This is a genomic window from Arthrobacter sp. PvP103 (genome assembly GCF_017833075.1).
Taxonomy (GTDB): domain Bacteria; phylum Actinomycetota; class Actinomycetes; order Actinomycetales; family Micrococcaceae; genus Arthrobacter.
The window spans coordinates 3,701,215-3,720,502 of the sequence record NZ_JAFIBQ010000001.1 but is presented as its reverse complement, the minus strand read 5'-3'; the positions used below and the strand labels follow the sequence as shown (position 1 = coordinate 3,720,502).

At 66.4% G+C, this 19,288-nt stretch carries 15 protein-coding genes and 1 tRNA gene; 4 read left to right on the top strand and 12 right to left on the bottom strand.

All coding sequences use genetic code 11. From position 1 onward, the window contains the following. Window positions 1-177: 177 nt before the first annotated feature. From pth to JOE41_RS17120, 5 genes are all read right to left on the bottom strand, one after another. Complete coding sequence (pth, locus tag JOE41_RS17140; RefSeq protein ID WP_011691081.1) at window positions 178-762, bottom strand: aminoacyl-tRNA hydrolase; 585 nt, start codon at window positions 760-762, stop codon at window positions 178-180. A gap of 90 nt (window positions 763-852) precedes the next feature. Continuing rightward, entirely contained in the window at window positions 853-1,452 is a 600-nt protein-coding gene (locus JOE41_RS17135) for a 50S ribosomal protein L25/general stress protein Ctc (RefSeq protein WP_011691080.1), read from the bottom strand. Between the two features lie 257 nt (window positions 1,453-1,709). Beyond that, window positions 1,710-2,690: a ribose-phosphate diphosphokinase gene (locus JOE41_RS17130; RefSeq protein WP_011691079.1), complete on the bottom strand. Its 981-nt coding sequence runs from the start codon at window positions 2,688-2,690 to the stop codon at window positions 1,710-1,712. Further along, window positions 2,687-4,213, bottom strand: coding sequence for a bifunctional UDP-N-acetylglucosamine diphosphorylase/glucosamine-1-phosphate N-acetyltransferase GlmU (gene glmU, locus JOE41_RS17125; RefSeq protein WP_209753051.1), 1,527 nt, complete (start codon window positions 4,211-4,213; stop codon window positions 2,687-2,689). The genes JOE41_RS17130 and glmU overlap by 4 nt, the downstream gene beginning before the upstream one ends. Window positions 4,214-4,306: 93 nt before the next feature. After that, a tRNA-Gln gene (locus JOE41_RS17120) sits at window positions 4,307-4,378 on the bottom strand. Window positions 4,379-4,570: 192 nt separating this feature from the next. Between JOE41_RS17120 and JOE41_RS17115 the strand changes: the two genes are divergently transcribed. Next, a complete protein-coding gene (locus JOE41_RS17115) occupies window positions 4,571-5,170 on the top strand; it encodes a TetR/AcrR family transcriptional regulator (RefSeq protein ID WP_043429539.1) in 600 nt (199 codons plus the stop codon). A 16-nt stretch (window positions 5,171-5,186) separates the two neighbouring features. Here JOE41_RS17115 and JOE41_RS17110 read toward each other — a convergent pair whose 3' ends face one another. The 5 genes from JOE41_RS17110 to JOE41_RS17090 all read right to left on the bottom strand — a co-directional run bounded on the left by JOE41_RS17110 (window position 5,187) and on the right by JOE41_RS17090 (window position 11,497). Further along, window positions 5,187-7,013 (bottom strand): ABC-F family ATP-binding cassette domain-containing protein, encoded by a 1,827-nt coding sequence (locus tag JOE41_RS17110; protein ID WP_209753050.1) that lies wholly within the window; start codon window positions 7,011-7,013, stop codon window positions 5,187-5,189. A gap of 38 nt (window positions 7,014-7,051) precedes the next feature. Continuing rightward, on the bottom strand, window positions 7,052-8,014 hold the full coding sequence (locus tag JOE41_RS17105) for a 4-(cytidine 5'-diphospho)-2-C-methyl-D-erythritol kinase (protein WP_011691075.1): 963 nt from the start codon (window positions 8,012-8,014) through the stop codon (window positions 7,052-7,054). 81 nt (window positions 8,015-8,095) lie between these two features. Then, window positions 8,096-8,983: a 16S rRNA (adenine(1518)-N(6)/adenine(1519)-N(6))-dimethyltransferase RsmA gene (gene rsmA, locus JOE41_RS17100; RefSeq protein WP_209753049.1), complete on the bottom strand. Its 888-nt coding sequence runs from the start codon at window positions 8,981-8,983 to the stop codon at window positions 8,096-8,098. Window positions 8,984-9,160: 177 nt separating this feature from the next. Then, window positions 9,161-10,339: a resuscitation-promoting factor gene (locus JOE41_RS17095; protein WP_245200752.1), complete on the bottom strand. Its 1,179-nt coding sequence runs from the start codon at window positions 10,337-10,339 to the stop codon at window positions 9,161-9,163. A 270-nt stretch (window positions 10,340-10,609) separates the two neighbouring features. Next, window positions 10,610-11,497, bottom strand: a complete 888-nt coding sequence (locus JOE41_RS17090; protein WP_209753048.1) for a TatD family hydrolase — start codon at window positions 11,495-11,497, stop codon at window positions 10,610-10,612. Between the two features lie 174 nt (window positions 11,498-11,671). On the opposite strand from JOE41_RS17090, the gene JOE41_RS17085 reads away from it, so the two are divergent. The 3 genes from JOE41_RS17085 to JOE41_RS17075 are packed head-to-tail and all read left to right on the top strand — an operon-like array spanning window position 11,672 to window position 16,688. After that, entirely contained in the window at window positions 11,672-12,790 is a 1,119-nt protein-coding gene (locus tag JOE41_RS17085; RefSeq protein ID WP_011691071.1) for a MoxR family ATPase, read from the top strand. 14 nt (window positions 12,791-12,804) lie between these two features. After that, a complete protein-coding gene (locus tag JOE41_RS17080; protein WP_011691070.1) occupies window positions 12,805-14,196 on the top strand; it encodes a DUF58 domain-containing protein in 1,392 nt (463 codons plus the stop codon). After that, the gene (locus JOE41_RS17075) at window positions 14,193-16,688 is read left to right on the top strand and encodes a DUF3488 and transglutaminase-like domain-containing protein (RefSeq protein WP_209753047.1); all 2,496 of its coding nucleotides are present in this window, start codon (window positions 14,193-14,195) and stop codon (window positions 16,686-16,688) included. Before JOE41_RS17080 ends, JOE41_RS17075 begins: the two co-directional genes overlap by 4 nt. Before the next feature lie 21 nt (window positions 16,689-16,709). Here the strand turns inward: JOE41_RS17075 and JOE41_RS17070 are convergent, their stop codons facing one another. Together JOE41_RS17070 and rsmI are read right to left on the bottom strand one after the other, a co-directional pair. Beyond that, window positions 16,710-18,209, bottom strand: coding sequence for an NAD-dependent succinate-semialdehyde dehydrogenase (locus tag JOE41_RS17070; protein WP_043429536.1), 1,500 nt, complete (start codon window positions 18,207-18,209; stop codon window positions 16,710-16,712). Window positions 18,210-18,364: 155 nt separating this feature from the next. Next, window positions 18,365-19,186: a 16S rRNA (cytidine(1402)-2'-O)-methyltransferase gene (rsmI, locus tag JOE41_RS17065; RefSeq protein ID WP_052309760.1), complete on the bottom strand. Its 822-nt coding sequence runs from the start codon at window positions 19,184-19,186 to the stop codon at window positions 18,365-18,367. Window positions 19,187-19,288: the final 102 nt, after the last annotated feature.

Sequence of the window (19,288 nt, the reverse complement as noted above, 5' to 3'; positions counted from 1 at the left end):
TTCAGTTTTCCGATGCCGCCAAACGAGGCAACAAGACCTTGAATGTGAAAATTACCATAGCAGGTATGACTAAACAATTAGGCCGCTTTATGCACTTGGTTAACCAATTGCATTGCACTCTCCGTAACCAGTCCCCCACCCGCAGGCTACCCCTCCAAAGGCAGCTTGGAGGCAACGTTACTGAACCGCAGTGTGATATTTCTGCTGTGCAGCCGCAAGGCCTTCCCTGACCACAGTCTCCACCGCATCGGCCGCGTCATCCAGGAGGAAGGGCAGGTCCTTTTTTTCGGTGGTGGCAAAGTCCTTCAGGACAAAGTCCGCAGTATCCATGCGGCCCGGCGGGCGGCCCACTCCGACGCGGACCCTGAGGTAATCCTTCGTGGCCAGGGCCTTCGAAATGTCCCGCAGGCCGTTGTGTCCGCCCTCACCACCGCCGATCTTTAGTTTGACGGTATTAAAGGGAATGTCTATTTCGTCATGGACCGCGACGACATGTTCCGGATCGATGTCGTAGAACTTCGACAGGGCTGATACCGGCCCGCCGGATACGTTCATGTAGCTCATCGGCTTGGCCAGAACAACGCGCGGGCCGCCAATGCCGAGCCGGCCCTCCAGCACGTGGGCGCGGGCCTTGTGCACCTTGAAGCTCCCGCCCACCCGGCGCGCGAGTTCATCCAGTACCATCTGGCCGACGTTGTGCCGATTGTTGCTGTATTCCGTGCCGGGGTTGCCAAGGCCTACGATCAGCCAGGTGTCAGTCATGCGTCAATCCTAGGGTTAATACAAGTGGGCTATTAACGGCAGTGGCCGGGCCCCGACGGGGACCCGGCCACGGGAAACGGGCTGCCGGAATTACTCGGCGGAAGCCTCGGATGCCTCAGAGGTGGCGCCTTCGGAAGCCTCTTCCTCGGTGACCTCGGTGGCCTCGGAGATGTTGACGACCAGGGACTCGGGGTCAGCCAGCAGGACAGAGCCCTTCGGCAGGACCAGGTCCGAAGCGTGGATGTGCTCGCCGGCGGCGCGGCCTTCGATGCTGACCTCGACGGCGGTGGGCAGGTGCGTTGCCTCGGCTTCCAGGGAAACAACGGTCATTTCCTGGTTGTAGACGTTGCCCGGAGCAAGTTCGCCGGTGACGTGGACGGGAACGTCCACGGTGACCTTCTCGCCTGTGCGGACGGTCAGCAGGTCAAGGTGCTCGATGATCTGCTTGATCGGGTCGCGCTGGATGTCCTTGACGAGCGCGAGGTGCTGTTCGCCGTTGATGTCCAGGGTCAGCAGGGCGTTGGCAACGCGGACGGCCAGCGTGGTTGCCTTGGCCGGCAGGGTGATGTGGATGGGCTCTGCGCCGTGGCCGTAGATGACGGCCGGGATGAGGTTGGCCATACGTGCGCGGCGGGCGAAGCCCTTGCCGAATTCGGTGCGTACTTCTGCTGCGAGCTTCTGCTCAGACATGAATATCTCCTTGAAATCTAAACGGTGTTCAGCAAGGGCGGAGGTCTGTTTGCGACCTTCAACGCCGGGCGGCCCGTGGCCGGCCCTTCAAGAAGGGAGATTCAGACCCAGTCGATAACGGAGACCTGCACACCGGTTGCCCGTAGAAACGGCTTTCCAGTGCTCTCCCTCGCCAAGGTATCGTGGACCAGCTTACCAGCGTTGGGCCCGCTTACTGAAAACGGGGCCCAACGCCGGGGGCTGAGAGGTCAGGACGCTTAGGCGTTGCCGTCGAACAAGCTGGTGACGGAGCCGTCGTCGAACACTTCACGTATGGCGCGGGCAATCAACGGTGCGATCGACAGCACGGTCAGCTGCGGGAAGCGCTTGTCGGCCGGAATCGGCAGCGTGTCGGTGACCACCACTTCGCGGGCACCCGACTCGGACAGCCGGCGGGCTGCGGGATCGGAGAACACAGCATGGGTGGCCGCAATGATGACGTCCTTGGCACCGGCGTTCTTCAGCACCTGGACGGCACCGGAAATAGTTCCGCCGGTGTCGATCATGTCGTCGATCAGGACGCACGTGCGGCCCTCGATCTGGCCAACCACGGTCTTGGACACAGCCTGGTTCGGAACGGTGAGGTCCCGGCTCTTGTGAACGAACGCCAACGGAGCCCCGCCGAGACGCTCGGCCCACTGTTCGGCCACACGGACGCGGCCGGTGTCCGGCGAAACGACGGTGATGTTGTCCGCTGCAACCCGGGTGCGGATATAGTCAGCCAGCAGCGGGATGGCCATGAGGTGGTCCACCGGGCCGTCGAAGAATCCCTGGATCTGCGAGGTGTGCAGGTCAACGCTCATGATGCGGTCCGCGCCGGCGGTCTTGTACAGATCAGCCACCAGACGGGCGGAGATCGGCTCGCGGCCGCGGCCCTTCTTGTCCTGGCGGGAGTAGGGGTAGAACGGCGAAACCACGGTGATGCGCTTGGCGGATGCCCGCTTCAGCGAATCAATCATGATCAGCTGCTCCATGAGGTGGTTGTTCAGCGGGGCCGGGTGCGCCTGGATGACGAAGGCGTCGGTGCCGCGGACGCTCTCCCCGGCGCGCACGTAGATTTCCCCGTTCGCAAAATCGTAGGCATCCACCGGCAACAGTTCAGTGCCCAGCTCCTTGGCGATCTCCCGCGCAAGCTCCGGGTGTGCCCGCCCAGCAGCGAGAACCAGTTTCTTCTCGCCGCGTGCCGTAATTTCGGTCATGATTGCTTGCCCTCTTCTGTAGGTGCCGGGGTGCTTGAGGAATCCTGGGGCGGCTGGGCCGCTGCTGTTTCGCTGGCCGGCGCCGTAGCCCCCGCGGCTTCGGCCAGTACTGCTGAGATGGAGCCGGGCCGGTGCGAGATGACCCAGCCTTCGGCGTTCCGCTGCTTGGCCACCGAGATTGCCAGCGCACCGGCGGGCACGTCCTGGCGGATTACGGCGCCGGCCCCGCTGTAGGCGCCGTCGCCCACCTGGACCGGAGCCACGAAGACCGTGTTGGAACCCGTGCGCACGCCCGAGCCGATCACGGTGCGGTGCTTGTTCTCGCCGTCGTAGTTGGCGGTGATGTTGCCGCAGCCGATATTAGTGTCCTCGCCGATCTCCGCATCGCCGGCGTAGCCGAGGTGCGACAGCTTCGAGCCGCGGCCGATCTTCACGTTCTTCGTCTCGTAGAAGGCGCCGATCTTGCCCGTCTCCCCCAGCACTGTTCCCGGGCGGAGGTAGGTAAACGGGCCGACGCTGGCGTTCGCGCCGATCGTGGCGCCGGAGCCGTGCGTCCGGGTCACTTTGGCGCCTTCGCCAATGGTGACGTCGGTCAGCGTCGTGTCAGGGCCGACGACGGCGTCCCTCGCCACCGTGGTGGAACCGTGCAGCTGGGTGTTGGGCAGGATCCGGACGTCCTCTGCCAGGTTCACCGTGGAGTCGATCCACGTGGTGGCTGGGTCCACCACCGTGACGCCGGAGCGCATCCAGGCTTCGACAGTTCGGCGGTTGTGTTCGGCTCCCAGCGCGGAGAGCTGCACACGGTCGTTGGCGCCTTCCACCTGCCAGCGGTCGTTGGTAACCACTGCGGCTACGCGTCCGCCGGCCGTGCGCGCAAGTCCCAGCACGTCGGTGAGGTACATCTCGCCCTGCGCGTTATCCGTGGTGACGTGCGCCAGTGCATCGCGAAGGACGGCGGCGTCGAAGGCGTAGATCCCGGAGTTGATTTCCCGAATTTCACGTTCCTCGTCCGAGGCGTCCTTGTGCTCGCGGATGCCCGTAACGGCGCCGTCCGCCGCACGGAGGATACGGCCATAGCCTGCGGCATCGTCCAGGACTGCTGTCAGGACGGTGACTGCGTTGCGTTCGTGTTCGTGGATCAGCACCAGTTCGGCAAGCAGTTCCGCCGAGAGCAACGGAACGTCTCCGTAGGTAACCACAACTGTGCCGCTCAGCGGACCTTTGGCGTCGAGGGCCTCCAGTGCCGCCTGCACCGCGCGGCCGGTGCCGGGCACTTCGTCCTGGTCCACTACCAGGGCTGCCGGATCGAGCCCGGACACGTGCGCTGCCACGAGGTCGCGTTCGTGCCGGACGACAATTGCCAGCTGCCGGGGATCGATGGTGCGGGCGGCACGCAGGGCATGGCCCACAAGCGACAGGCCGCCGATTTCATGGAGGATCTTGGGGGTACGCGACTTCATCCGGGTGCCGGCACCTGCAGCTAGGACGATGACGGCAGCGGGGCCGGTTGTCTCGGGGCTCACGTACAGGCTCTCCTTGCTTGGTGGATCTCAGTTGCGCGCACTTTCACACCTTCGCCTGTCTGTTCCGGATGCAGGACCCGTCCACAGCGGCTGTTCCGCCCATAGGATTCGAACCTATACTCCACGGCTCCAAAGGCCGGGGTGCTGCCATTACACCAGAGCGGACCGTGCCCGGGCCCTTAGCCCGGCGGCACGAGAACCAATTCTGCCACGAAGGTTGGCGCACGTGCGACTCGGTAGTCCCGGCGTCCATTAAGGCATGATTGGACGGTGAGCAAGATCAACGGTGCGCCCGATGGTGCGGGAAACCATCCAGGCAGGCCCGTCAGGGCTCCAGGGTACGTGCCCAGGGCCCGGATGACCGGGGCGCAGCGGCGCTCACAGCTGATCGACATCGGACGCGGGCTTTTCGCCATCAGGGGCCTTGACGGCACCACGATCGAAGAGGTCGCCGCTGCTGCCGGTGTGTCGAAACCCGTGATCTATGAGCACTTCGGGTCCAAGGAAGGCCTCTACACCCAGGTGGTGGAGTACGAGTTCCGAATCCTGCTGGCAGCCATCAACGACGCCCTCACGGACGAAGCCAAGCCGCGGGTCCAGGTGGAGCGCGCCGCACTGGCCCTGCTGACCTACATCGAGGAACGCACCGACGGGTTCCGGATCCTCATGCGTGACGCCCCGCCGTCCCAGCCCGAAGGCGCGTTTTCCACCTTGCTCTCCCACGTGACTGCCCGGGTGGAGCACATCCTGTCCGACGAGTTCGCCCGCCGCGGTTTCAGCGCGGCCGACGGCGCCATGTACGCGCAGATGCTCGTGGGCATGGTGGCCATGACGGGCCAGTGGTGGCTGGACAGCAGGACCCCGGACAAACGCGCCGTGGCCGCCCACCTGGTGAACCTCGCCTGGAACGGCCTCACGGGCCTGCAGAAGGACCCGGAGCTTCGCAGCGAGGACTAGGTTTACTGCCCGGCTGCTACTCCCCGAGGACTTCCAGGGCTTCGAGCCATTCGAGTTCCAGGGCTTCGCGTTCTTCGGCCAGGGTCTTGAGCTTCTTGTTGAGTTCGGCCATGGCGTCGAAGTCGTTGTCGGCCGTGCTCTTGACCATCTGGGCGTGGATTTTTTCTTCCTGCTGCGTCAGCTTGCCCAGCTGGCGGTCAATCCGGTTCTTAGCCTTGCGGGCGTCCCGCTTCTCGGCCTCGGACGGGCCGCTGGTGGCGGGGGCTGCACTGCCGCTTGCGGCGGTGACGGGGTTGCCGCCGCCGGTGATGGTGGAACCGGCCAGGGCCGCTTCCCGCAGTTCCAGGTACTGGTCGACGCCGCGGGGCAGCGCCCGGATCTTGCCGTCGCCCAGCAGCGCCATCTGGTGGTCGGTGACGCGCTCCAGCAGGTAGCGGTCGTGGCTCACCACAACGAGCGTGCCCGGCCAGCCGTCCAGGACGTCTTCGACGGCGGCGAGGGTGTCGGTATCGAGGTCGTTGGTGGGCTCATCGAGCATCAGCACGTTGGGCTCGCCCACGAGCAGGCGCAGGAGCTGGAGGCGGCGGCGTTCGCCACCTGAGAGGTCCTTGACCGGGGTCCATTGCTTCTCGTTGGTGAAGCCGAGCTGTTCCACCAGCTGGCCGGCACTGAATTCCTTGCCGCCAACGTTGAAGGACCGCTTTTCGCGCTCGATCACTTCGATGACGCGCAGGTCCTTGACGTCGTCCAGCTCCTTGACCTCCTGGGTCAGAACAGCGGTGACAACCGTCTTGCCGCGCTTGAGCTTGCCCGACGTGGGCTGGATTTCGCCGTTGAGGAGCTTCAGCAGGGTGGTCTTGCCGGCGCCGTTGACGCCGACCAGCCCGAGCCGCTCCCCCGGCGCGAGCCGCAGGGTGATGTTGTCGAAGAGTTTCTGCCCGGGCGCGCCGCCAAGGAAGTCCAGCGAAACGTGTTCAAGGTCCAACACGTCCTTGCCGAGGCGCGCGGTGGCCATCTTGCTCAGCGCCATCGAATCACGCGGTTCCGGGACGTCGGCGATCAGCGCGTTGGCTGCTTCGATGCGGAACTTCGGTTTGGCCGTCCGTGCCGGGGCACCGCGGCGCAGCCAGGCGAGCTCCTTTTTGACGAGCTGCTGGCGTTTGCCTTCCATCACGGACGCCGAGCGGTCCCGTTCGGCACGGGCCAGGACGTAGGCCGCGTAGCCGCCTTCGAACGGGTCCATGATTCCGTCGTGGATTTCCCAGGTCTTGTTGCAGACTTCGTCGAGGAACCAGCGGTCGTGGGTGACCACCAGGAAGGCGCCCTGGTTGGGCCGCCAGCGGGTCTTCAGGTGGCGGGACAGCCAGGCGACGCCTTCGACGTCGAGGTGGTTGGTGGGCTCATCGAGCATGATGACGTCATGGTCTTCGATCAGCAGCTTCGCCAGTGCAACGCGGCGTTTCTGCCCGCCGGACAGTGCGTGCACGTTCGCGTGCCAGTCGACGTCGGATACCAGGCCGCCCATGACCTCGCGGATCTGCGGGTTGCGGGCCCATTCGTAGTCAGCCTGGTCGCCAACGATGGCGGCACCGACCGTCAGGTCGCCGTCGAGCACGTCGCTCTGGTCGAGGTAACCGATGTTGACCTCGCTGCGCTTGGTCACCCGCCCCGAATCAGGGGTGGCGCGCATCGCCAGCAGGCGCATGAGGGTGGACTTGCCGTCGCCGTTGCGGCCCACCATACCGATCCGGTCGCCCTCCTCAAGGCCGAGGGTAACGCCGTCGAGGACGGTGCGGGTTGCATACGAGACTGTGAGGTTCTCGCCGCCGAGCAGGTGAGCCACTGGGAACTGCTTTCTTCGGTGGAAATTCGTTAAAAGTACTAAAGGAGCGTATCGGAGATGATGCGCGCTCCGGGCACCGGACCGTGGACGGCCAGGGCATTGAGGCCGTGATGGCCGAGGTCTTCCGCGAGGCCGGCTGCCGCCTCAGGACTGTGGGTGAGCAGAGCCACCGTGGGGCCTGAGCCTGACACTAGCCCGGCGATGGCTCCGCACGATTCGCCAAGTCCAAGGGTATCGCGCAGCCCCGGCGCAAGCTCAATGGAGGCGCGCTGGAGGTCGTTGACCAGGACGCGGCTGAGGGCGTCGGCGTCGCCGCTGCGCAGCGCCTGCAGGATCTTTGGATCGACGGCGGCGGGTTCGTCCACTGTGAGGCCTTCGGCGAGGCGGAGCCGGTCCAGGGTCCGGAAGACCTCCGGCGTGGACAGCCCGTAATCCGCAGTGACCAGCACCCAGTCCATCTGTGCTTTCGCCAGCGCCGGCGACAACTCATCACCCACGCCCAGTCCGACGGCGGTGCCCCCAAGGAGCGCAAACGGTACGTCCGCGCCGAGCTCTGCGGCCAAGTGGGCGAGCTCGTCGCGGGACAGCCCGCTGTTCCAGAGGGCGTCGCAGGCGAGCAGAGTGGCTGCCGCGTCGGCTGAACCTCCGCCCATGCCGCCGGCCACCGGGACCCGCTTGGTGATTTCCAGATGGACGCCCGTTGAGTGCTCGGAGACGTCGGCCATGATGGCGGCCGCCTTGTAGGCCAGGTTCCGTTCGTCCAGCGGGATGTCCACGTCGGAAAGGTCCAGTGTGCTGGCCGGACTGATGCTGACCGTGATCCCTTCCGTGGCAGTGCTGGTAGCGGCGACTTCCTCGTACAGGGACACCGCCAGGTAGACGCTGGCCACGGAATGGTAGCCGTCCTCACGCAGCGGGCCTACATCCAGCGAGACGTTGATTTTGCCGGGAGCCTTGACCCGGACCGTCCTCGCGGCAAAGCGCCCTCTCACTGCGTTCATGAGTCCAAGCTATGGCATGGCAGCGTCAGGCTCCAAGCATGCCCGCTCAAGGCGTCACCGCGAACGGCAGCGGCCCCAGCCTCAAGCCTGCCGGTCCTGGCGGGCTTCGGCTATCCGTGCGAACGCTGCGATATCGATCACTTCACCACGGGCGGTGGGATCCACGCCCGCAGCCAGCAGGCACTGTTCGGCCTCCGCGGCGCTTCCGGCCCATCCTGCCAGGGCAGCCCTCAGGGTCTTCCTGCGCTGGGCGAAAGCGGCGTCGATGACGGCGAAAACCTGTTCGCGGGTTGCCGAAGTAACCGGCGGCTCACGGCGGGTGAAGGCAACTAGGCCCGAGTGGATCTTGGGTGCCGGCCAAAAGACGTTCATGCCGATCACGCCGGCCTTGCGCATGCTGCTGTACCAGGCTGCCTTCACCGAGGGCACGCCGTAGGTCTTGGAGCCGGGGCCGGCGGCAAGCCGGTCCGCCACCTCGTCCTGCACCATCACCAGTCCGTGCCGCAGGCTCGGGAAGTGCTGCAGGAGATGTAGCACTACCGGCACCGCCACGTTGTACGGGAGGTTTGCCACGAGGGCGGTCGGTTCCACGGGCAGTTCAGTGACCTTCATGGCATCCGCCAGCACCAGATGGAAATCCTTGGCGGCGCCGGGCCGCCATTGCTGCACAGTGCCCGGGAGCTTGGCGGCGAGGACCGGATCGATTTCGACGGCGACCACGGACTTTGCGGCGTCCAGCAATCCCAGCGTCAGCGAACCCAGTCCCGGACCGACCTCCAGGACGGTCTCATCGGCGTGGATGTCCGCGGCGGCCACGATCCGGCGGATGGTATTGCCATCGATGACGAAGTTCTGGCCCAGTGTCTTCGTGGGACGGACTCCGATCTCCTCGGCGAGCCGGCGGACATCGGAGGCGCCAAACAGTGCTGCGGGCGCGGTGCCGGAGGCGGCGGGGATCGGTTCAGTCACCTAGGTATCCTATCCCGTTGGCCTGCCGCGGCGGCGCCTGTGAAGCGCCCTGACCAGAGCCGGGGCGGGGTACGGCGAAGGCCGGGTCCGGTAATCCGGACCCGGCCTTCACTCCGCCTGCGGCGGTGGTCAACCACCTCGGCTGTTAGCGGGAGGAACTGCTGGCTGTAAAGACCGTTAGCTGGTCGCTGCCCAGCCGCAGCCCCAAGGGGAGAGGCCGCGCTGCGCGTAAACGCGGTTGGCGATGTCGATCTGCTGGGCCTTGGTGGCAAGGCTGGCGTTGGGAGCGTAGGCGCCGCCTCCGGCACCGAGCCAGGTCTGGATGTCGAACTGCAGACCGCCGTAGTAGCCGTTGCCGGAGTTAATGGACCAGTTGCCGGTGGATTCGCACTGCGCGATCTTGTCCCACATGGCTTCATTCATCATGGCGGGGGCGGCCGCACCGGTGTTCGCGCCGGCCGCTTCGGCCTTGGGCTTTTCCTTGGTCCCGACCGAGACCTTTTCAGTCACCGGCTGGACGGAGACGGTCTCGGACACGAGGGTCCGGGAGGCTTCCCGGCCGTCCACCAGCACCAGCTTGAAGTTCTTGTCCACCTTGCCGGGGACACCGGCCTGGGTGACCTTCTTCTCGCCGACGAACAGGTCGGCGCTTTCGGAACTCAGGGTCTCGAAGGGAACCTCTTCGGAGGTTGCGGCAGTCTTGGAGGAATCCACCCGGGAAACCTTGATCGCCATGTCATTGACGACGTGCGCGTTGCGCGGCTGGGAAAGCCGGTCACCGGCACCCACGGTCACTCCGGCGTCCCTGAGGACCTCCGCCACGGTTGAAGCCGTGGTGGTTGTCTTCGACGCCTTGCCGTCCGCCAGGATGCTGACGGTCTTGGGCGTGGAGATGGCCACAAACGAACCGGAGACGGCCAGCTGGGCGTCCTTTGGCGCGGAGACTTCCGAGGCACTGGCAACGCCGAGTTCGGTGACCAGTCCTTCGACGTTGGCAGAGGTTGTGTTGATCGTCTTCTCAGCGCCGTCGAGGCTGATCTTCACTGCCTTGGCGAGATTGACGTTGATGACCGAGCCATCCTCCACGCGGGCGTCCGCCGACGGGGAAACCCGGTCCGCGGCCTGCAGCTCCACCTTGGCACTTTTGACCACTTGGCCTACCGTCCCGCCGAACGTCTGGACGGAGCTGACTTTCCCGTCCACATTCAGGGTGACTGTCTTGTTATTGCCTACGAAGGCCACCAGGCCCAGCACGAGTGCAGAGAGCACAACCAGCTGGGCACCGACCTTGACGAAACTGAACTTACCGTCCGAAGTGAAGAACTTGACCACGATTGCCCGTAACTCTAGGACCATCCGGGCACGGGGAAAAACGCACATCAGCCACCGACGCAAACACCCTCAGGGCAACTCCGGACACGGTCCGGCTGTTTGCAGCAGACGTGTGCGCCGCCACACTCAGGACTCACCGGACCCGCGGTGAGACGGGCCTGGAACTGAGCGAAATTATCCGAAGGCCTTCCCCGACCCCGGCTAATAGTTTTCCACTGTAACCGAAGCGTTATAAAGCATCCAAGATTTGGTGCATACCTGGTATTCCTGACGATCGGCTGAGCGGACCCGCTGTCAGTCCCAGGATCCGTATGCCCGCACGGAATTTTCGGCGATTTGGGCGCAAAGCCGGGACAACTCGGTGCCTGTCAAGTCGGCCATGGCCCGGACCGTGTGCGGAATCAGGTAACTGGCGTTAGGGCGGCCGCGGAACGGATGCGGGGTCAGGAAGGGCGCGTCAGTTTCCACGAGCACGCGGGCAGGGTCCGCAATGGCGAGCGCCGCGCGCAGGTTGGCCGCATTCTTGAACGTCACAGTGCCGGCGAAGGACATGTACCAGCCTTCGTTGTTGCACGTCCGGGCAAGCTGTTCGTCCCCGGAGAAGCAATGGAACACCACCCGTTCCGGGGGCCCTTCTTCCCGCAGGACCTGGACAACATCGTCGTGGGCGTCCCGGTCATGGATCTGCAGCGTCAGCCCGAGGCGCTTGGCGATGTCGATGTGGCGGCGGAACGAGTACCGCTGGTGCTGCAGCCCCTCCCCCTCCGTGCGGAAAAAATCAAGGCCGGTCTCGCCAATGGCACGGATCCTGGGGTGGGCAGCCAGTGCCTCAATCTCGGCCAGGGCGGCCTCCAGCTCCCCGCGGGCGGCATAATCCGGTGCATCGTTGGGATGGATGGCCACCGCACCGAGCAGCCGGGGGTCCACGTCCACGGCCTGCACCGTGAACCGCGAGGACTCCAGGTCGCAGCCAACCTGCACGGCTCCCTGGACACCCACTGACGAGGCGACGTCCAGGGCGGCCGCCACGTCCACTGTCACGTCGCTGTTCGGGAAGTCCAGGTGCGTGTGGTTGTCCATGACCGGGACGGGCAGCGGCTCCGGAGCGGGCGGATAGCCGTGCCGCCCGGAGCCGTCGCTTCCGGGCACGCGAAACGGGGCTGGCGTCAACGGGGTGTTCATCCTTCCACCCTAGCTGCCCGGGCATTCCCGATCCCGCCGGGAAATACCGGAACTCTCTGTCTGCTCCGGCAGTTGTGTTAGTAGTCTGGTGGCATACGGGCGAACGCCCGACGGCGGGCGCCGGCACTTCCTGCCAACCCGTGCCAGGCTTTCCCGAGGTCTGAAAGGCTGCCGATGGACTCCCACAGACGCACGACAGTAGACGAAGCCCTCCCGGACGGGCAGGTCTTCCCCGACGGTGCTGGAGTGGTGGGAAACCCACTAAACGGAACCCGGCCGCCGGCCATGGACGCAGAAGCCTTCCACGCCGCCAGCGAGCGCATCCTGTCGGCCATCAACACCGTGATCGACGGCAAGGCGGAAGCCGCGAAACTTGCCCTCACGGTTCTCCTTGCCCAGGGGCACCTGCTCCTCGAGGATGTTCCCGGCGTGGGAAAAACGCTGCTTGCCAAGACGCTCGCCCGCACCATCGACTGTTCGGTCAGCAGGATCCAGTTCACCCCGGACCTCCTGCCCTCCGACGTCACGGGTGTGTCCATTTACAACCAGGCCTCGCGGCTGTTCGAATTCAGGCCGGGCGCCGTGTTCGCGAACATTGTCATCGGGGACGAGATCAACCGGGCCTCCGCAAAGACCCAGTCCGCGCTGTTGGAGTGCATGGAGGAGCACCAGGTCACTGTGGACGGTGACTCCTACAAGCTGGATGAGCCTTTTATGGTGGTAGCCACCCAGAACCCCATTGAGATGGAAGGGACCTACCCGCTGCCGGAAGCCCAGCGGGACAGGTTCATGGCCCGGATCTCCATGGGCTACCCGGACAAGGACTCGGAGATTGAGATGCTGGAGACACACCAGGCGACGTCTCCGCTGACCAGGGTCACCGCCGTCGTCACCTCAGCCGATGTGGCCGCCATGATCGCCACCGTCCAGCGGGTGTACGTCTCGCTGGCCGTCAAGGAGTACACGGTGTCACTGGGACGCGCCACCCGGGAAAGTGCCATGCTTCGTCTCGGTGCAAGTCCCCGGTCCATGCTCCAGCTACTGCGGGCAGCGAAGGCCACCGCGGCGCTGGAGGGCCGGGACTTCGTGCTCCCGGACGACGTCGTCAGTGTGGCCGAATCCGTGCTGGCCCACAGGATCATCCTTGACCGCAAGGCCGCAGGCATGGGGGAAACTCCGCACAGCGTCATCCGCGGCATCCTGGCGAAGCTTCCGGTGCCGCAGGAGATGTCCGCGGCACCATCCCGGACCGGCAACCCGCGCAGCGGCCCGGACCAGCGGCACCCGCGCTAGCCGAAGCCGCCACGATGGCCCTCACGGACAAGCTCCCGGGACACCTCTTCAGCACCCGCGGCTGGGGGTTGCTGGCTGCCGGCGTGGTATCGCTGCTGTTGGCGCAGGTCATGGGCCGCCGGGACCTGCTCACGCTCGGCATCCTTCTGATAGTCCTCCCGATGGTCTCCCTCGCAGGGATCCGCATCCTCAAACCCCGGTTCAAGGTGTACCGGGAGTTCAGCCCCGCCAGCGTGGAAACCTCCTCGACCACCACCGTGCGGCTTGCCGTGGCCCGCACCGGCGCAGCCACCGGGCAAGTGATCATGGAGGAACGCCTTCCCTCGCGGTTCGGCGAATCGCCGGCGTTCCGGTTCCCGTCCCGCTCGGCCATCGGCGGAACCAGCCGCTATGAGTACCACCTCCGGTCCGGAAAGCGGGGCCAGTTTGTGATCGGCCCGGTGACGGCCGAATTCACCGACCCCTTCGGTCTCTCCCTGCACCGCCACGCGATTGACGACGGCGACACACTGACGGTGACGCCCGCCGCCGTCGAACTCCCCGCGACGGGGCTTGCCGGCGCACGTGGCAATGACGGCGTCACTGCCACGCGGATCCGGGCCAATCCGAGCGATGACGACGTCATGACCCGCGAGTACCGCCACGGGGATCCAATGCGCCGGGTGCACTGGGCCGCCACGGCGAGGCACGGTGCACTGATGGTGCGGCAGGAGGAATCCGTTACCACCCCGGAGGCCACCATCATCCTGGACCACCGGTGGGCGGCTTTCGCGCGCGGACCGGGTGCGGCCTTTTCCGCCACCTCCGGTGAGGACGGGCACGAGCTGGTGACCAGCGACACGTTCGAGTGGGCGGTCACAGCCGCAATGTCGGTCAGCGCACACCTGGCGGAACGCAGCTACGCCCTGCGTTTCCTCGATCCCGCGGGAGAACCTGCGTTCCTGCATTCTCCCTCGGCGCCCGAACCAGCGGCAGAGGAATACTCCGGGTCCGCAGGCCTGCAGGCCATTGCCGAGAGCCTGGCGGCCGTCCAGCTCTCCGGCGCACACCATACGCCAGGATCCGAATCAGGTCCGAGGCCCTTCGACGACAGGCTCCTGGACAAGCTCTCCGCCCACCGGCAGCGCGGGCCCATCATGGCCATCCTTGGCCATCTGCAGCCGGCAGAGGCACGCGCCCTGTCCACGGCTGCCGGCTTCGGTGCCAATGCGTTCGCCATAGTGGTCACCGAACACCCGGGCGACTGCCAGGCGGCCCTTGAGTCACTACGGTCCGGCGGCTGGCGGGCAGTGGCCGTCAGCCCTGCCACATCGGTGCCGGCGGCCTGGTCGTATTTCGACCAGCGCGATGCGGCTGCCGCCACGGCCGCAGCGGACGTGCGCCGGGGCACGGGGGTCCGGCGATGACGTTGACTCCCCAGCGACATCCCCCTCAGGAGACGGACCGCACGCCTGAGGTCCTTGCCCCGTTAGCCGCACCGGCCGCGCGGCTGCGCCGCGCTGGTGCGCAGCCGTGGGCCATGGCGGCTGCCGTCGCCCTCGCTGTGTCCGGAGCCGCCCTATCCCTTAACGGCGTACTGCGGGGCTGGGCGTGGTATCCGCCGGTGCTTACCACCGTCTGCGTTGTTGCCCTAACCATGGCCCTCCTGAGGTCGCTGCGCGCGCAGCCATTCCTCGTGGCGCTGGGCGGCTTTGTGTCCCTCGCTTTCATCCTGACTTTCACGTTCTTCCGCCGGGACAGCATCGCCGGGTTCATTCCGTCCGGGGACACCCTGGAACAGCTGGGGAGGTACCTGCGGCGGGCAAGTGAAACCGTCCTGGCCGAGAGCTCCCCGGTTGCGCCGAATGCCGGCATAGTGCTGGTCACGTGCGCGGTCCTGGGCCTCGTGGTGATCCTGGTCGATGCCCTCGCAGTGCCGCTGGCCCTGCCGGCAACCAGCGGGCTGGGACTGGTGGCCATCCTGGTGGTGCCCGCCATGGTCAAACCGCAGAGCGTCGGGGTGTGGGGGTTTGCCGCAGCAGCCGCCGGCTACCTGGTGATCCTTGCCTGCAGCCAGTGGTTCGCCCCGGACAACCGCACTACGGCGGACACCGCCCGCACTCCGGGACAGTTCCGCCGCGCTGCCCTCACCGGCGGCATCGCGCTGGTCATCACGCTCCTCCTTCCCCTGGCCGTTCCGGGTTTCGACCAGGGCACGTTCCCACAGGGTTCCAGGCTGAATCCATGGGGTTCATCCACCGGGCTCAATCCGATGATCAGCCTGGGCAACAGCCTGCGGAGTCCCTCCGGCGACGGACGCATCACTTATGCCACCAGTGCCAGCAGGCCCCCGTACCTGAGGTCCGTCACGGTGGACCGGTTCGACGGCGACTCCTGGTCACCGGACGACCGCGACGCTTCCCGGCGCGTGGGGGTCGGAAGGATGGACGCCGGGTACGAGATCCTCGCGGACGAGCAGGTCCGCCAGGTCACGGCGGTCAATACCGGCCGTTTCACCAGCCCGTACCTGCCGGTGCCGTACGCCCCGGATGCCGTCAACGGCCTGGCCGGACGATGGAGCTGGGATCCGGCCACGCTCAGCATCAAGGGGGTGGACACCAATTCACGGAACCAGCAGTACGTCGTGCAGTCGACTGCACCCAGGCTCACGCCGGAACTGTTGTCACAGTCCTCGGCACCGGTGCGCGGGATCTCCGAGGAGTTCCTCCGGGCGCCCAACAACGTGCCGGACATTGTTCGGAGCACGGCGGATAAAGTGACCGCCGGAAGCAGTACGGCGTATGCCAAGGCGATGGCCATCCAGAACTACCTGCGCTCGCTGGAGTTCACGTATTCCTTGCAGTCCCCGGTCCAGGGCGGCTACGACGGCAACGGACTTTCCGTACTCGCGGACTTCCTGACGCAAAAGAGCGGCTACTGCATCCATTTCGCTTCGGCCATGGCCGTGATGGCCAGGCTGGAGGGAATCCCAAGCCGGATCGCCGTGGGCTACGCCCCGGGCCGGTCCACGGGTGCCACGGTTTCGGTTCCCGGGCAAGGTGCACTGACGGAATACGAAGTCGACTCCAGGGACGCGCATGCCTGGCCCGAACTCTATTTTCAAGGACTCGGATGGGTGGCATTCGAACCCACGCCTTCACGCGGCGTGGTGCCGGACTACGCGTCGCAGACCTCCACGCCGGGGGGTGCCAGCACGAACGAAAACAACGACGACCTCATCCCGTCGAACGCCGCAACGCCCGGCGCAACGCCAGGCGCCACCCCGACGCCGCTGCCGGGGTTGGAATCAGCCGGTGAACCAGGGCACCCGCTGACTCTGCCGCTCTACGGCACCGCCGCTGTACTCCTCCTTGCCCTGATCGCCGGGTCGCCGCGGATGGTGCGGGCCGGCCTGCGGTCGCGGCGGCTCAGGAGCGTGCCGGCCCTCGGGGGCAACACGGCCGCAGCGGCCTGGGCCGAACTGCGGGACCTGGCTACCGACTACGGGCTGGCTCCCGGCCCCAGCGAAACCCCGCGTCACTTTTCCAGCCGGCTCAGTGGATCGGGTGCGCTTGGCGCGCGCGACAACGCCGGAATCCGGGCTGTCGCCGCACTCACCACGGACTTCGAACGTCAGCAGTACGGGCCGCCTGCCGGCCGTGCCGGGGGCGCTGAAGACGTCGCGGCGCCTTCAGCAGCAGAGAGGATAGCCGTGATCCAGGCATCCCTGCGAAGGCATTCCCGCCGGGGACGGCAGCTGCGGGCGGAGTGGCTGCCGCCGTCGGTCATGAATCGCTGGGGGCGCATCGTTTCCGCGCCCTTCCGTGCCGTCCTGCGGGCCGCCGCCAAACCCGCGCAGGCCGCCGCGCGGTCCTGGCGGACGGTGCGCGACGGCCTGCGGCGGCTGCGACGGGGCTAGCTGTGCTGCGCCCCGGACGGATTAGCCTGCGTACGGGTCGGCTATGCCGATGTACTGGGTGTAGAGGTATTCCTCGATGCCTTCGAGGCCGCCTTCGCGTCCCAGGCCGGACTGCTTGACGCCGCCGAACGGTGCGGCTGCGTTGGACACGACGCCGGCGTTCAGGCCCAGCATGCCGGTCTCAAGACGTTCGCCCATCCGGATGCCGCGGTTCAGGTCGCGCGTGAAGACGTAGGCCACCAGGCCGTACTCGGTGTTGTTGGCAAGGCGGACTGCCTCGTCCTCGCTGTCGAAGGTGATGATCGGCGCGACCGGGCCGAAGATTTCCTCGGACAGGATCCGCGTGCCCTCGGTGACGCCCTTGAGGATGGTGGGCTGGTAGAAATAGCCCGGGCCGTCCACCGGGCCCCCGCCGGCCACCGCCACCGCACCCGAGGCCACGGCGTCGGTGACGAGCTCGTGGACCTTGTCCCGGCTCTTCGCATCGATCAGGGGTCCCACCTTGGACTCCGGCTCGGTCCCGCGGGCCGTGGTCATGTCCGCCATCTTCGCGGCGAACTTCTCCGCGAACTCGTCTGCGACGGACTCGTGCACGATGAAACGGTTCGCGGCCGTGCAGGCCTCGCCCATGTTCCGCAGCTTCGCCAGCATGGCCCCAGCCACGGCGGCGTCGACGTCGGCGTCCTCGAACACCACGAACGGGGCGTTGCCGCCGAGTTCCATCGAGGTGCGCAGCACGGTTTCGGAGGCGTCGGAGAGCAGGCGGCGGCCCACTTCGGTCGAGCCGGTGAAGGAGAGCTTCCGCAGCCGGGAGTCCTTGATCAGCGGTCCCGTAGTGGCACCGGCCGTGGAGGTGGGGATGACATTCAGGACACCGGCAGGCAGGCCCGCTTCCTGCATCACGGCCGCGAACAGCTGGGAGGTCAGCGGAGTCAGGTTCGCGGACTTGAGCACCATGGTGCAGCCGGCAGCTACGGCCGGGGCGATCTTGCGGGTGGCCATGGCCAGCGGGAAGTTCCACGGGGTGATCAGCAGGCAAGGGCCCACGGGCTTCTTGGTGACCAGCAGGCGGGACTTGCCGTCCGGCGAGACGGAGTAGCGGCCGAACGCGCGGACGGCTTCCTCGGAGAACCAGCGCAGGAATTCGGCACCGTAGGTAACCTCGCCGCGGGCCTCGGCCAGGGGCTTGCCCATCTCCAGGGTCATCAGCAGCGCGAAGTCTTCCGCCCGTGCCGTGACCATCTCGAAGGCGCGGCGCAGGATTTCCCCGCGCTCACGGGCCGGAACCTTGGCCCAGGAGTCCTGGGCGGCGGCGGCCGCGTCCAAAGCGGCTGCGCCGTCCTCGGGGCCGGCATCAGCGATGCTGAGCAGGACCTTGCCCGTGGCCGGGTCCTCGACGTCGAACGTCTTCCCGGACGCCGCCGGGCGCCATTCGCCGTTGATCAGCAGGCCGGTCGGAACGGAGGCCAGCAGCTCGCTCTCGCGCTCCGCAGTAACGGTGGGCTGTGCAGTTACAGTCACGATGACTCCCTCGTCAGCAATTGGGGTTGGGGATGGGTTCAGCACTCGGCTGCTTTACAGCCACGGTACTGCCGTGCGCTCCGGAGCGTCTATGCATGTGCGCACTACACACTCCGGACGTTGCTGTGCAGCTGCACAAGATCTGCGTCCGCATCCTAGCGGGCAGCCAGGACCGCGGAATAGAGTTCCCTCTTGCTGACTTTTGCGTCCTCGGCCACGGCTGCCACGGCTTCCTTCAGCCTGATGCCTTGCGCGATCAGGCCGTTGACAGCAGCCACATGGTCCTCCGGCCTGCCCGGCTCACGTTCCGGGGCCCCGCCCACCACCACGGCTATTTCGCCGCGCACTTCGTTTGTTTCTGCCCATTTAAGGAGGTCGGTCAGCGGGCCGCGGATAACTTCTTCGTATGTCTTGGTCAGCTCACGGCACACCGCGGCCGGGCGGTCGCCGCCGAAGCGCTCACGCAGCGCCCGAAGCATCGGTTCCAGCCGGTGCGGCGCCTCGAAGAAAACCATCGTCCGGCGTTCCGCGTCCAGCTCGGACAGCCGGGAGGCGCGCTCTCCGGCCTTGCGGGGAAGGAATCCCTCAAAACAAAAACGGTCCGTGGGAAGGCCGGAGAGGGCGAGTGCTGTCAGGACGGCCGACGGCCCCGGCACGGCGGTGACCGTCAGCCCGGCGGCCACAGCACCCTCAACCAGCCGGAAACCCGGATCCGAGACGGCGGGCATTCCGGCGTCGGTCACCATCACGATGGTCTTCCCTGCCCGCACCTGGTCCAGGAGTTCGGCGGTCTTTACGGCTTCGTTGTGCTCGTGGTAGCTGATGATCCGCCCGGCCACGGCGACTCCCAGGTTCTGCACCAGCCGGTGCAGGCGCCGGGTGTCCTCGGCGGCAACGATGTCAGCCGTGGTGAGGAGTTCAACCAGCCGGGGTGACGCATCGCCGACATTGCCGATGGGTGTCGCCGCGAGCACGATCCTGCCCGGCTGCCCTTCCGCGGGGCGGGCCGCACCTTCCGTGGCCGGCGACCAAGCTTCATCCGTGGCGCCTGCCGACCCGGGCGGGGTCTCGGACGGGGT

Bases quoted from the DNA above. Each gene is read 5' to 3' on its own strand.
- JOE41_RS17095 (WP_245200752.1), bottom strand. From the start codon at position 10,339: ATGGTCCTAGAGTTACGGGCAATCGTGGTCAAGTTCTTCACTTCGGAC.
- JOE41_RS17085 (WP_011691071.1), top strand. From the start codon at position 11,672: ATGGACTCCCACAGACGCACGACAGTAGACGAAGCCCTCCCGGACGGG.
- JOE41_RS17075 (WP_209753047.1), top strand. From the start codon at position 14,193: ATGACGTTGACTCCCCAGCGACATCCCCCTCAGGAGACGGACCGCACG.
- JOE41_RS17090 (WP_209753048.1), bottom strand. From the start codon at position 11,497: ATGAACACCCCGTTGACGCCAGCCCCGTTTCGCGTGCCCGGAAGCGAC.
- JOE41_RS17080 (WP_011691070.1), top strand. From the start codon at position 12,805: ATGGCCCTCACGGACAAGCTCCCGGGACACCTCTTCAGCACCCGCGGC.
- JOE41_RS17115 (WP_043429539.1), top strand. From the start codon at position 4,571: ATGACCGGGGCGCAGCGGCGCTCACAGCTGATCGACATCGGACGCGGG.
- pth (WP_011691081.1), bottom strand. From the start codon at position 762: ATGACTGACACCTGGCTGATCGTAGGCCTTGGCAACCCCGGCACGGAA.
- JOE41_RS17135 (WP_011691080.1), bottom strand. From the start codon at position 1,452: ATGTCTGAGCAGAAGCTCGCAGCAGAAGTACGCACCGAATTCGGCAAG.
- JOE41_RS17105 (WP_011691075.1), bottom strand. From the start codon at position 8,014: ATGAACGCAGTGAGAGGGCGCTTTGCCGCGAGGACGGTCCGGGTCAAG.
- JOE41_RS17130 (WP_011691079.1), bottom strand. From the start codon at position 2,690: ATGACCGAAATTACGGCACGCGGCGAGAAGAAACTGGTTCTCGCTGCT.